Raw genomic sequence first — 12111 nt, forward strand, 5'->3', positions numbered from 1 at the left:
GATACAATAGATAACCGTATGTACAACCTTTCTTGTTTATTCTTATTCTTCATAAAAAAACTGCCCTCATCTTGACTGAGGACAGCTTGCAAATCTATTTTATTTAGGGCAGGTAACGGCGTGCCCCGGCATATCTGTCTTTCCAATACTTTGAATGTAGCGATTGGATGCGCACACCCTTTGTTGTACTCGCGATAAATTCTCCGTTTCCAAGATAAATACCAACAAAAGAGACGTTTTTACCGCTTGTTTTAAAGAAAACAAGATCTCCTAATTTTTCTTTGCCTTTTGAAACGGATGCTCCGCCTTTATATTGTTCAGCGGATGTTCTTGGAATGTTTTTCTTCACTACCGTTGTCTTATAGATATAGTGTGTGAAACCGGATGCATCAAACCCATTTGGTGATGTTCCACCCCATTTGAATGGAGTACCCACATAGAGTTTGGCTGTTTCTGTTACTTCTTGGTCGTAGGATGGAGAAGCATTTGCCACTGTAACACCGCCTAGCATCAACATTGCAGCAAGCCCTAATGAAACAAATGCGAATAAAATACGTTTCATAAGTGAACATCCTCTCTTAAAAAGAACATCTTTTACTCTATTAGTCGATGACGAGACTAGTAAAGTTACGATAAATCCATAAGAAAAAGACTGCAAATTGCAGCCTTTTTCGACATCTATTGATAGTTAAATACATTTTGTCCTGTAATTCCTTCGATCGGTTCATTAAGCTGATAGGGTCCAATAGAATCCAGTCCAGTATTGGTGAATTTTACAGAATTAAAATCATAGCTTTTTGCCGTTAACAATATAGCATCAATCATCATAAGATCCTCGAAATTCTCTGCAGAGAGCTTGAAAGAGTCTGGGAATGTTATTTCAACTGAATGCTCTCCTGTTTTCTTCACTTCAAGCTGTAAATCTTTCGGTAAAAACGGCTTTAACCCCCGCTCTTGTTCCTCATCCATAACATCAAGCGCATCATCCAATTCCTTTGGCAGATCAGAAGCTTTTCGTCCAGTTGAAAAAAGACTAACGATAAAAACATCTGTACTTTCCGTATCAAACCGGTAATGAGGTGCTCCTGGTACTTTGAGGTCCCAATCTTTTACTACACCATAATTTGAAAAATCATATCCAGCTTTTCCATTTGTTCTAAATTCCACTCTATCCTTCTGATTTTCGTTCGAGAAGGTTAACGCAATCAGGTTTTTGAGCAATGGTTCTTCAGATTCATATATAGAACCTGCTGGCCAGTCAATGATTACTGTCTCTTCTTCCTCAGTAATCGTTGCACGCTGAAGCGGACTACCAGAAAGACCCGCTGCTAGAGGATCAAACTTTTTTATTTGTTCGTTCACCTTATTTACATAATGATCCGTCTCTGTTACAAAACTAACGGGCACGACAAGCTGTGCTTGTTCATCCAGATAGCCTACCGTCACCCAATCTTGATCAATCCCGATGCTATCAAGGCTGCTTTCTTGAATTGGACTATGATAAGCAGCAGGTACAACTTTGTTTTCAGCTTTTAAACTAACACTTTCATCTGAAGCAGTTGAAGCAGCATCCATTCCTTTCGATTCTTTGTCCACATCGATGGCCACTTTGTTTTCTTGCATTTCTTTAGGCATGAGATCTGGAACAAAAACACCAAAAAGTACGAGAGCACATGCTGTGGCAAGGGCAGGCAATCCCCATACAGGAATTTTATTCACTTTCTTGTTTTTATCAACGTTTGCTTGAATGTTAAGATATAGCTCTTGTTTGGATCTCTTATCTTTAATTGGAGGCAGATTCTTTAGATGCTGCTCAATTTTCTCATCATTCCACTTAATTTGTTCCATCTTTCAATTCCTCCTCCAGGCCCGGTTGCTGATCCAGCCACTTGCGCAGTTCTTTTATGGCCCGGTGCTGGGTGGTCTTCACTTTACTTTCTGTCCAGCTCAAAACTTGGGCAGTCTCTGAAATGGATAAAGACTGAATGTACCTGAGCACGAGCACTTGCTGCTGATCAAGCGAGCAATGCTTCATCATGGAATATAGATCTTTCACTGACTCTTTCTTTGTAACAAGCTCTTCTGGGAGGGGATCCTGGTCTCGTAATACACTTTCACTTTCTTGAATGTCAAAAATTAAAAAGCGCTTGTTTCGCCTGGATTGTTTCCTCAACCAGTCAATGGCGACATGTCTGGCAATCGAATACAACCATGTTTTCTCAGAGCTATCTCCATTAAAATTTTCATACGCGTTTAATACCCGGATATAAACTTCCTGCACAAGGTCTTCCGCCGATTCACGGTTTCGGACCATATAAAAAAGAAATTGAAATAAGGCATGGTGATACTCATCGTATAACCGGTCAAACGTTTCTTTCACCTCGGAAGGCCCCCTGTCTCTCTCTATTTATGTAGTCGCTAATCTTTTATAAAAGTTACAAACGATCCTTTATACTACTAGTCTACTCCTAAATTTAACGTCCCGAAAGGACCATTTTGTCGATAATTACCAACAAAACGGTAACTCCTTAGACAAAATAAGTCATGTTAACTAAAAAAGACGCCGGTTTACCGACGTCTTTAGGAGCAGTTATTTTTGCACATAGCTAATAAACATTTCTTCAATAACATCCCATGCATACCGATACTGTTCTTCTTCTCCCAAAAAAGAGTAATGAAGGACATTACCATCGCGCATAGCCCAAAAAATACGAGAGATGTTCTCAGGATCCAAATCCGCTTTCATCTCACCTGATGCCTGACCTTCTTGAATGATTTTTACGATATAATCAATGAACCTGTTGTATCTTTCTGATAATAGGTTCTTTAGATCATCTTGTCTGGAACCATACAGCCAAAACTCAATATAGACTCTCATGGCCTGTTGATTCTCTTCCGTTAATTCTTGTTTTTTAAACCTTTTAAATATGTTCATCAGCTTCTCTTTAGCCCTTGAAAGCGAAGCGTTCTCTTGTTCCATTTCTTCAAAAAACGTATCTGTACGCTTTTGAAGCAATTGAATATATATTTCTTCCTTACTAGCAAAATAGTTATAAATGGCGCCTTTGCTAATAGTAGAATCTTTCACAATATCATCTATGATGGTGGCTTGATATCCTTTTTCGCCAAAGCATTTCAAGGCGCTCTCAAGAATGTGGGTACGTTTCTCTTCTTTGTACTTAGCTGAAACTTTAGGCATGATGCTTCCTCCATTTTTGACACGTCTTCCATATTAAGTATAACAGAGTTTTCAGTCTTTTTCGGCAAAAGTTTTCGTAACGCAAGGCTCTTGTTCCTTTTTCATAGGACGCTCCATATGGACTTGTTCAACGAGAGGCGTAAAGCCTATGTCCGTTAATAATGAGTTTAGTGCATTATCTTTTTTCGGTACGTTCATCGTTATTCTTCTAACGGCAGCTTCCACTGGACTAAAGCTATAATGTATTAATTCCGAAGTCGTATCTTTCTCATCACGTACATGAGGATTAGTGACACATTGGTACAGAACAATTCCAGCAAGCTCACCATCGTCTCTGTATCCCTTTTTATAAACGGCATAGCCAACCGATTCGCCATTCTTTGTTGCTAACACGCAAATGAAATCTTTTAAGCTAGAAAATTGGGTCTGCCATGCTGTTAAAGGTTCATAAAAGGAAACAGATTTAATCTGTTGCATACTGACTTCTTCTACCGTTATCTCCCTATTGGTTCTTTTTAATTGAGGGAGCTCCCCTTCATACTGCAGAAAAGTGAGTTCTTCAAACGTTTCATAGCCCATTTTTTCATAGAGCTTTATCGCGGCCTCATTTTCTTTAATTGCTTCCAGCCGAGCTACGTCTACATCTTGTTCTTCATATATTTCCAAAGACGCTTCTATTAATTTTTTTCCAATGCCCATTCCACGAAATTCTGGGGCAATCGCAGTTCCCCCATTCCACACATACTTCTTGTCATTGATCGTTCTAAAACTGTTTAGCACAAAGCCTGCAAGCTTTCCTTCATATACAGCAACGACCGAATGTTCCAATGAAATACCTTCACTCGTAACTTTTTGTAAAAATCGGTTAAGGTCCATCGTCATATCTGAAAAATAATGTTTCCATGATTCATTCCACAAAGAGAGGGCTTCGTTAAACGTTAATTCGCTAAAACGCTTAATGACGAACATACGATTCACTCCTTATTATTTTTAAAATGACTGGTCGTTTTATTTAATTTTATTAAAAAGTTCGGAAAATGACTATGCTAATCGTTCGACAATAGTCCAAAGAAAAAGCCAACTTATACGGCTTCAATCACCATACGAGTTAGCTAACTTGTCATTATTTATTCATTTTTTTCTTCAAACAATCTCTTAAAGTGCTCATAATATTCCTCTAGCTTCCGATCTTCTTGGTTAATAAAATCCTCTCTTTGTGTGTCCGTTGAAAGTTCCAATGCTTTCTCACCAAATGCACATAAATCTACCAGAACACCAGAAGTCTTTTCGCCAACTTCGACGTCTTCCTTTAATAGCTGACAAACCTCCGTTAATCGGTTCAATTCTTTTTCCGTTGCACTCTTTTTTTGAAGAACTTGTCCTAGCATTGAAAAAAGAAGCTGAGCGCGTTCTTTCGTTTGTGTTTTCATATGATCACTCCTTTTTCTCTTTTTTCCCCTTAAATCATTTCATAAACTGTTTTATTTAGCCAAAGATTGGGTAAATCAAGGGTAGTGTCCTAAAGAAAGGAAGAGTGCTGTGGCAAAGAGAACAGAGCTCCGTCAACAAAAGAAACAGTCACGATGGATTCGGCGAACAGCTATTATAACCCTTATATTCTTCATGTCCAGCGTGACATTCGGAGGCGCCATGATTTATGCATATGTTAACGGTACTCCGAAATTAACGGAAGAGTCTTTAAACGATCCGCAATCTTCCATGATCTATGATATGAATGACGAATTCGTCACGTATGTAACGAGTACCGAACGAAGAGAGTATGCCAAAATAGAAGACATCCCTGAACTTGTCCAACAAGCATTCATCTCTACAGAGGATACCCGCTTTAAAGAGCACTTCGGAGTAGATATTAAACGTGTTTTTGGAGCAGCTCTAGCGAACTTTCAAGATGGTTTTGGTGCTGAAGGCGCAAGTACCATTACTCAGCAGGTCGTAAAAAACAGTGTGCTTTCTTCTGAAAAAACCATTGAACGTAAGGTACAAGAAGCTTATCTGGCTATACAGCTAGAACAAAAGTATACAAAAGAAGAAATATTGGAGATGTACTTAAACAAGATCTACTTTGGTGGAGGAGCTTATGGCGTTGCGACAGCCTCAAAAACATATTTCAATAAGCCTCTTACAGAATTAAATCCCGCTGAAGCTGCCTTATTAGCAGGTCTTCCACAAAGACCAAGCGGATACGACCCTTTCCTTCATCCTAAAGCAGCTGAGGAAAGACGTAATACGGTTTTAGAACTAATGTACAAAAATGGTGCAATCACACAAGCAGAGAAAGAAGAAGCAGTTAAAACGCCTGTAAAGGAGTCGCTTGTAAAGGAAAAAGCAAAACGGTTAAAATATGACGCTTTTATTCAAGAAGTGATTAAAGAATTAAAAGAGAAGGGCATTTCAGAGAGTGCTATTTATGAAGGCGGGTTGAAGATTTACACGACCCTTGACCCTAAAGCTCAGGCGCATACGGAAAAAGTATTGTCTACAGATGAGTTTGTAAAATACCCAAGCGAAAAATTTAAAGCGGGTGTAGCTCTGCTTGACACTCAAACAGGTGTGATTCGTGCGTTAGGGGGCAATCGAACAACCGGAGAAAAAGACATTGAGAAAGGATTTAACTATGCTACAGATACTTCACGTCAACCCGGATCAACGATCAAACCTATTTTAGATTACGGTCCTGCAATAGAAAAGTTAAAATGGTCCACTTATAAACAAATAAAAGATGAAGAATTAAAAATCGGAGACTGGGAAGCGGGTAACTGGGATGATGAGTTCCACGGAGACGTTTCGATGAGAGAAGCACTCGTCAATTCCTATAACATCCCAGCCATTAAAACATTTATGGAAGTTGGTTCAGAAGATGCTGTTAAGTTTGCCAAACAATTGGGCATTCCGATTGAATCCGCACACCCCGCTTATGCTATCGGCGGATTTAAACACGGTCCTTCCCCATTAGAACTTGCGGGAGCATATACCGCTTTCGGTAATAAAGGGGTTTACCATAAGCCAACCACCCTTCGAAAAGTAAAATTTACAGATGGATATGAAAAAAAGTTTGAGTCCAAACCTGTAGCTGCCATGCATGACTACACTGCTTATATGATTACAGATATGCTAAAAGACGTTGTTACACGAGGTACGGGAACGTTAGCTGCGATACCTGGTCTAGAAGTAGCCGGGAAAACAGGGACGACTAATATGCCTGAAGGGGTAGATATTGATAAAGGATCTACCGATTCCTGGTTTGCAGGTTATACCACTAACTATACAGCGGCCGTCTGGACAGGTTATGACAAGACCACAGCTGAGCAATATCTTACTCCTGAGGATCAGAAAATCGCTAAATATATCTTTAAATCAATTGTATCTGAGGTTTCAAAAGATAAAAAAACAGCTGGTTTTGAGAAACCTAAATCCGTAGAAGAAATCTACATTAATAAGGATACAGGTTTTATCACAAAAGATAAGAATGGATCTAACGTTATAAAAGAACTGATTGTAAAAGGAACTTCCACTAAAGATTTACTAGCTCCAGTCAAAGAAAAGAAGACAAAAGAGCCAAAAAAGGATTTAAACAAAAAGAAAGAAGATAAAGAAAATGAGAAGAAGAATGAAGAAAATAAAGAAAAAGAGCAAGAGAAAAAGAAAGAAGACAAAAAGAAAGATACCGATACAGGCACAACCCCACCTAAACCAAAAGGTGATGATGAGGCTGATCCTCCTCCACCTCAAGATGACAAACCGGATGAACCAGGAACGGATCCTAAACCAGAAGACCCTCCTCCAACAGAACCTGGAGAACCAGAAGAACCAAAACCGGAACCTGATCCTCCAACCACCGATCCTCCTCCACCTCCTGCAGAGGGAGGTTCAGAGGGAGGTACTACCGGAACCGGATCTTCAAGTACTACGTCAAATGAGCAATCATCAACAAACGAACAAAAGAAATAACCCGAGTTATTCGGGTTATTTCTTTTGTTAACCATCTTAATCGCTCTAAATTCCATTTCAATTATTTCCTAAAATAATTTCCGGGGAAATTCGACTTTATTTCCTATTCCTCTACACTTCTTGTTTAAGGATGCTTAGCCCTTTATTTGCAAGGAAAGACTGGATTTGCCCTTTATGATGTGCGTCATGTTCTACAAGACCACTTATATATTCGCATAATGTAACCATCTCTCCACCCATCTCAATTTTCTCCTGCCAAATGGAACTCGGCACTTCTTCCAGCTTTTTTGCGACAACTAGTCGACATTCAATTACTTCATCGATAAGCTGGTTTTTCGAGATTCCTGACTTTGCTTCGTGAGCAGCTCGGTTGTTTATCTCCTCAACATCCACTTCTTTAAAAGGTATCTTTGATCCATTTACAAAATAAGCAACCCTTTCATCCCAGACGAATACATCCCAGGCTTTTATGTGAGCTATAATCTCACCTGTTGACCATTTACCTTCATTAATCGGAAGCAGCCAATACTCCTCAGGCATTTCCTTTAGCTGTTGAAGCCAGTTTGTAAACTCTTTGTACAGATGAAGTGTTTCAGTCATGGTTTGTCCTCCTTTATTTTAGGAAACTTTTTCGAACCCACTAGGATTTTGTCCCTGTCACTCCTTCTCCTAGGACATACACTGTAATTGAAAGCATAAGGCACAAGAAAGAAGGAGGAATTACAGCATGTTTGGAAAGAAACAAAAACAACGTAACTTTGGCTATCCAGGCTATGGTTACGGTGGCTACGGTTACGGCGGCTGTGGTTATGGTGGTTATGGCTATGGCGGTTATGGCTATGGCGGCGGTGTGTTCGCTTTAATTGTTGTGCTTTTTATCCTTCTCATCATCATCGGTGCGACGGTGGGAGAAAAAAAATACTGTAGATAAAGGCGAGAGGTTCTTCTCTTGCCTTTTTTTTACCCCGTTTTTCGCTCATTTACAAAAACAAACGATTCGTTCTCAGAAACGGGTCTCTCCATCTTCCTTTCTCTCTTTTTCCCTTTTTTCCTGCCAGGCAATGTATTACCCGCTCTCTTTAATCCTTCTGACATAAAATTAAAGGCCAATATAACAGCAGCAAAACTTAACACAGGAAAAAATACGAGCCACGGTGCAAGACTTAGCTGATAATAATGAATGCCCAAAAGACCTGCCCATTCATTGGATAGTGAAAATGGTAATGGGAGATCTTCAGAGAACATTCGAATGACCGTTCCTCCAAAAAATATTCCTAATATACCGAGATGAGCTAATAAAAGCAACACAGCTATCACTTGCTGTACATACATTAGAAGAAGTTTAGGCCATAGATGAGGCATGATATGTTTAAACAATATTCTTAAAGGATTTCCACCCATTAATTTTGCACATGTAACAAATTCTTCCCGCTCGATCAAACTGATTTCTTCTTTTATTAAAATAGAAGTGTTCGGTATAGCCAACAACACAATTATCAATAATTCAAATATTACCTTTTCCCAAAAAGTATATTGCTCTATAGCTATGATGGGACCTAAGATAAAATAAACAAGCAAAGCAGCTGGCATATAGTAGGATGCCTGTGAAATACCCCTTACTACAGAAAGCGTCTTTCCGGTCTTTAACAATAAAATCCCTCCGAGGAAAGAAAGAGCAATACGCAAAAAACTTCCTATAAATGCAATTCCCAATGTGTATTTTGCACCAGAGATGATTTCATAAAACAGATCTCCCCCAATCCTATCACTGCCAAACCAAAATTCAGGAGACGGTTCAAAAGGAGCCCTATCTATTAAAGTTCCCTCTTCATCATAAAGAATCTGTTCTTCTTTAATGTAATTGTCCATTACAAATTGATGATACAAACTAAACGCTAGCAAACCTGCTATAAAAACAAAGCCTATTAAAAAGAAAGGTTCTTTCCATATATTTCGTATCATTTTTCACCCGTCCATTTAAACGTCGCTATTCTTCCCAGAGTGAAAAACAAAAACATGGGTACAAACAATAGAAGCATAGATATGGTAAAGATAGCAGGTTCTCCGTTATCTTTGATATAGGTTGTGATGCCGTGAATATGGAACAAATATTCTACCATTAATAAATTTGAGAGCATAAACCATAGTATATTACGAGACTGGTGAAAAACACTTAGTAACGTATTTGGCAAAACGTGGCGCCATAGAATTTGAAAACGATTCATTCCTTTACTTTTTGCTGTATCCACATAAAGTTTCCCTAGTTCATCTTCCATATTAAGCAATAAGATACGTAAAATAAGAAGTGTGGGTAAAACCGTTAAACAAAGAATAGGTACAAAATACGTTTTTTGGTCATAAAAAGAAACGAATTGAAACAATAAAATATTCGTCTTCTTAAAAAACCAAATAATAAAAAACTGCATGAGAATTACGATTAGTAAATCAGGAATGGATTCAAACACGAAAGAAAACAACCGGATTTTGTTTGAAACTCTTTGAGGCATTAAAAAAATAAAGAGGGCAAAAATAACACCTAACACTAGCGCAATAAAGAAGGCAGCAAACAAGAGTGTTAAAGAATAACTATAAATACTCCAAAATCCCGGGAATACCGGATACTGGCCACCCTTTGTAAAATAGAGAAGATCTGATGGATTTAAGAGCGACGTAATCAGCCCAAGCAAACCATCCACATACATATTCGCTTGAAAAGTCATTCCTTGAAACATAAAGGGAATGGCCCCTAACAAAATAATTCCGATAACAGAGAGTACAAATGAAAACAAACTGTCTTTAATTATGTACGGCATAACTTCCCCCTATTCTTTATTCAGCTTTCTGTATTCATTTCTAGCTAGGTTATACTCCTTTGTACTAAATGGAATAACTAGAACTGTTGATATCTGCCCCTTACACCCATCCAGCATAAAACTCGCATTTGAATCAAAGATGTACATGCATTCAATGTCACCCGTTGGCATTCCATACGTTTTGTTTTTATTCTTAAAGATCGTTTTATCCTTACTGATATAATGGACCTCACTTGTTGTCGGTTCACCTGTTTTAGGAAATACTGTCATTTGCAGCTTACTTTCCTTATCTGCCTTAACATCTTCTAAAAAAGTAAACATAGGAGCCAAATGCTCCGCTTTCGTGCCGCCATCCATTAAATCCTCAAACTTTTCAGCGTTATTTTGTATCACTACATGATTTTCTTCAATGGCGTCTTTGATTGTAAACTCTTGTTCTTTTTCATTGTCAGAGCATCCTGCTAGATACAAACTTAAGATTACCATCATTCCCCAGACTTTTTTCATTTTGCCCTCCTTGTTTTAAGAATGTTCCGTCTTTAAATTATACTATATTTTACCAAATGATCACCCTGTCTTTTTTAAGAATAAAAAGGAATAGGATGCTTCTTCTACTGAATGCTGAGGTGTCTTCTTCTTTACTGTTTTAGTAATCCGTCTTTTATCATTAAATGAACGAATTAATCCTTCAATCATAAAATTCATAGCTAAAATAGAAAGTCCAAATAGGAGAACAGGAAAGACCACTAAATGTGGAGCATAAGGGAGCTGCGCATAAAAACTTCCGAGTAAACCTGACCATTCAAAGGAAAGAGAAGTGGGAATCTCTTCAGGAAAGTCTAGGTCAAACACAAACACTTTTGAAAAAGTTCCTCCTATAAAAATGGCTAGTATACCTAGATGAGCGAGCAATGTTAAAGCTGCAATCGTTTGCTGCATAAATAAGAGCAGCACCTTTCCTCTCAATTGAGGAAGGACATGTTGAAAAAAAATGTGCCACTTGCTTCCTCCCATAATCTTCGCGTTTGTTACAAACTCTTCTCTTAAAACGATGTTGATTTCTTCTTTAATCAATACAGATGTTGATGGAACAGCCACTGCAACCATAATGGTTATTTGAAAGATCACTTTTTCCCAAAATGTATACACTGGACTTTCAACAATGGGCAGCTCGAGAAAAAACACCACAAGAACAACAGGCAAATAATAAAAAGATTGCGTGATTCCTGTTATAAAACGGCTTATTTCTGGTCTGAGAAACGATAGCAGGATTCCTCCAGCAAGACTGATCATCAGCCGAAGCAGTCCAATCAAAATCGCTAAACTTAACGTATATTTTGCTCCTGATAGTAGGATGTAAAATAAGTCTTGGCCGAATTGATCCGTTCCGAACCAATTTTCAGCGGAAGGCTTGAAGGGAGCTTTATCTAATAAAACACCGTCTTCGTCATATCGAATCTGCTCTTCTGGTATCACATTATCCATCCCATACTGATGATAAATACTAAATGTAATAATCCCTGCAATAAATAGAAACCCCACTAAAAAGAACGGATCTATCCAAATCCTTCTCAACCACAACACCCCTCAAATTAAATAGCCTATTTATGTTATAGACGAACAAAGGCCCCTCTTTTATTCAAAAGAGAGACCTTTTTTTACAATTCTAATGTTTGATGTGATTTTTTATCGGTATCATTCATTAATCTTATTAAGCTTGGTTTAATTTTAAGCAGAATATAGTTAGGGTCTTTCGGTCCTTCAAAATAATGTTTCATATGTTCTGACCAATACTTTTCCTTCAAAGCCTCATCATCTTGAATCGTAGCCGTACCTTCCACTTCAAGATATGGATCTTCATAGCCTTCACCGTCATACCCGACTAATAAATGCACATTTGGGTTTTCCTGAATCTCTTCTGCTTTATGTGTTTCTATACTTGTTGGTGTATAGAAGGTAAGCTCATCATGATAAAACGTCATGTACCTAGAATGCGGCTTGTTTTGTCTTACACTTGCCAGAACTCCAGTTTCTCTATCACCTATAACTTCTAATATTCTCCTCTTCAACTGTTCTTTTTCCATTTCTACCACTCCTTAAAGGTTTTCTCCTTTACTCTACCTTTTAGGA

The 12111-nt window shown here is 38.3% G+C and carries 14 protein-coding genes; 2 read left to right on the top strand and 12 right to left on the bottom strand.

The window, feature by feature from the left end; genetic code table 11:
- Positions 1-103: 103 nt before the first annotated feature.
- The 6 genes from KUV80_RS16775 to KUV80_RS16800 all read right to left on the bottom strand — a co-directional run bounded on the left by KUV80_RS16775 (position 104) and on the right by KUV80_RS16800 (position 4629).
- Positions 104-562 carry a C40 family peptidase gene (locus KUV80_RS16775; RefSeq protein WP_222463890.1) on the bottom strand — a complete coding sequence of 153 codons (459 nt, stop codon included), beginning with the start codon at positions 560-562 and terminating at the stop codon, positions 104-106.
- A 116-nt stretch (positions 563-678) separates the two neighbouring features.
- Positions 679-1848, bottom strand: coding sequence for a hypothetical protein (locus KUV80_RS16780; RefSeq protein ID WP_222463891.1), 1170 nt, complete (start codon positions 1846-1848; stop codon positions 679-681).
- Positions 1835-2380, bottom strand: a complete 546-nt coding sequence (gene sigX, locus KUV80_RS16785; protein WP_222463892.1) for an RNA polymerase sigma factor SigX — start codon at positions 2378-2380, stop codon at positions 1835-1837. Before sigX ends, KUV80_RS16780 begins: the two co-directional genes overlap by 14 nt.
- Before the next feature lie 210 nt (positions 2381-2590).
- A complete protein-coding gene (locus tag KUV80_RS16790) occupies positions 2591-3199 on the bottom strand; it encodes a TetR/AcrR family transcriptional regulator (protein ID WP_222463893.1) in 609 nt (202 codons plus the stop codon).
- A 51-nt stretch (positions 3200-3250) separates the two neighbouring features.
- Entirely contained in the window at positions 3251-4168 is a 918-nt protein-coding gene (locus KUV80_RS16795) for a GNAT family N-acetyltransferase (protein WP_222463894.1), read from the bottom strand.
- Between the two features lie 158 nt (positions 4169-4326).
- Positions 4327-4629 carry a hypothetical protein gene (locus KUV80_RS16800; protein ID WP_222463895.1) on the bottom strand — a complete coding sequence of 101 codons (303 nt, stop codon included), beginning with the start codon at positions 4627-4629 and terminating at the stop codon, positions 4327-4329.
- Positions 4630-4738: 109 nt separating this feature from the next.
- Between KUV80_RS16800 and KUV80_RS16805 the strand changes: the two genes are divergently transcribed.
- Positions 4739-7168, top strand: coding sequence for a PBP1A family penicillin-binding protein (locus KUV80_RS16805; protein ID WP_338083519.1), 2430 nt, complete (start codon positions 4739-4741; stop codon positions 7166-7168).
- 111 nt (positions 7169-7279) lie between these two features.
- On the opposite strand, the gene KUV80_RS16810 is transcribed toward KUV80_RS16805, so the two are convergent.
- Positions 7280-7768 carry a DinB family protein gene (locus tag KUV80_RS16810; RefSeq protein WP_222463896.1) on the bottom strand — a complete coding sequence of 163 codons (489 nt, stop codon included), beginning with the start codon at positions 7766-7768 and terminating at the stop codon, positions 7280-7282.
- A 127-nt stretch (positions 7769-7895) separates the two neighbouring features.
- On the opposite strand from KUV80_RS16810, the gene yjcZ reads away from it, so the two are divergent.
- The gene (gene yjcZ / locus KUV80_RS16815; RefSeq protein WP_222463897.1) at positions 7896-8099 is read left to right on the top strand and encodes a sporulation protein YjcZ; all 204 of its coding nucleotides are present in this window, start codon (positions 7896-7898) and stop codon (positions 8097-8099) included.
- A gap of 29 nt (positions 8100-8128) precedes the next feature.
- On the opposite strand, the gene KUV80_RS16820 is transcribed toward yjcZ, so the two are convergent.
- From KUV80_RS16820 to KUV80_RS16840, 5 genes are all read right to left on the bottom strand, one after another.
- Positions 8129-9130, bottom strand: a complete 1002-nt coding sequence (locus tag KUV80_RS16820; protein WP_222463898.1) for an ABC transporter permease — start codon at positions 9128-9130, stop codon at positions 8129-8131.
- Positions 9127-9981 carry an ABC transporter permease subunit gene (locus KUV80_RS16825; protein WP_222463899.1) on the bottom strand — a complete coding sequence of 285 codons (855 nt, stop codon included), beginning with the start codon at positions 9979-9981 and terminating at the stop codon, positions 9127-9129. Before KUV80_RS16825 ends, KUV80_RS16820 begins: the two co-directional genes overlap by 4 nt.
- Before the next feature lie 9 nt (positions 9982-9990).
- Positions 9991-10488, bottom strand: a complete 498-nt coding sequence (locus KUV80_RS16830; protein WP_222463900.1) for a hypothetical protein — start codon at positions 10486-10488, stop codon at positions 9991-9993.
- A 60-nt stretch (positions 10489-10548) separates the two neighbouring features.
- The gene (locus KUV80_RS16835; RefSeq protein ID WP_222463901.1) at positions 10549-11556 is read right to left on the bottom strand and encodes an ABC transporter permease; all 1008 of its coding nucleotides are present in this window, start codon (positions 11554-11556) and stop codon (positions 10549-10551) included.
- An 83-nt stretch (positions 11557-11639) separates the two neighbouring features.
- Entirely contained in the window at positions 11640-12065 is a 426-nt protein-coding gene (locus KUV80_RS16840; RefSeq protein ID WP_222463902.1) for a pyridoxamine 5'-phosphate oxidase family protein, read from the bottom strand.
- Positions 12066-12111 lie beyond the last annotated feature (46 nt).

Source organism: Fictibacillus nanhaiensis, assembly GCF_019801215.1.
In the GTDB taxonomy this organism is placed as follows: domain Bacteria; phylum Bacillota; class Bacilli; order Bacillales; family Fictibacillaceae; genus Fictibacillus; species Fictibacillus nanhaiensis_C.

Coding starts and splice junctions, on each gene's coding strand:
- KUV80_RS16825 (WP_222463899.1), bottom strand. CDS start 9,981: ATGCCGTACATAATTAAAGACAGTTTGTTTTCATTTGTACTCTCTGTT.
- KUV80_RS16820 (WP_222463898.1), bottom strand. CDS start 9,130: ATGATACGAAATATATGGAAAGAACCTTTCTTTTTAATAGGCTTTGTT.
- KUV80_RS16830 (WP_222463900.1), bottom strand. CDS start 10,488: ATGAAAAAAGTCTGGGGAATGATGGTAATCTTAAGTTTGTATCTAGCA.
- yjcZ (WP_222463897.1), top strand. CDS start 7,896: ATGTTTGGAAAGAAACAAAAACAACGTAACTTTGGCTATCCAGGCTAT.
- KUV80_RS16795 (WP_222463894.1), bottom strand. CDS start 4,168: ATGTTCGTCATTAAGCGTTTTAGCGAATTAACGTTTAACGAAGCCCTC.
- KUV80_RS16790 (WP_222463893.1), bottom strand. CDS start 3,199: ATGCCTAAAGTTTCAGCTAAGTACAAAGAAGAGAAACGTACCCACATT.
- KUV80_RS16780 (WP_222463891.1), bottom strand. CDS start 1,848: ATGGAACAAATTAAGTGGAATGATGAGAAAATTGAGCAGCATCTAAAG.
- KUV80_RS16840 (WP_222463902.1), bottom strand. CDS start 12,065: ATGGAAAAAGAACAGTTGAAGAGGAGAATATTAGAAGTTATAGGTGAT.
- KUV80_RS16775 (WP_222463890.1), bottom strand. CDS start 562: ATGAAACGTATTTTATTCGCATTTGTTTCATTAGGGCTTGCTGCAATG.
- KUV80_RS16800 (WP_222463895.1), bottom strand. CDS start 4,629: ATGAAAACACAAACGAAAGAACGCGCTCAGCTTCTTTTTTCAATGCTA.
- KUV80_RS16810 (WP_222463896.1), bottom strand. CDS start 7,768: ATGACTGAAACACTTCATCTGTACAAAGAGTTTACAAACTGGCTTCAA.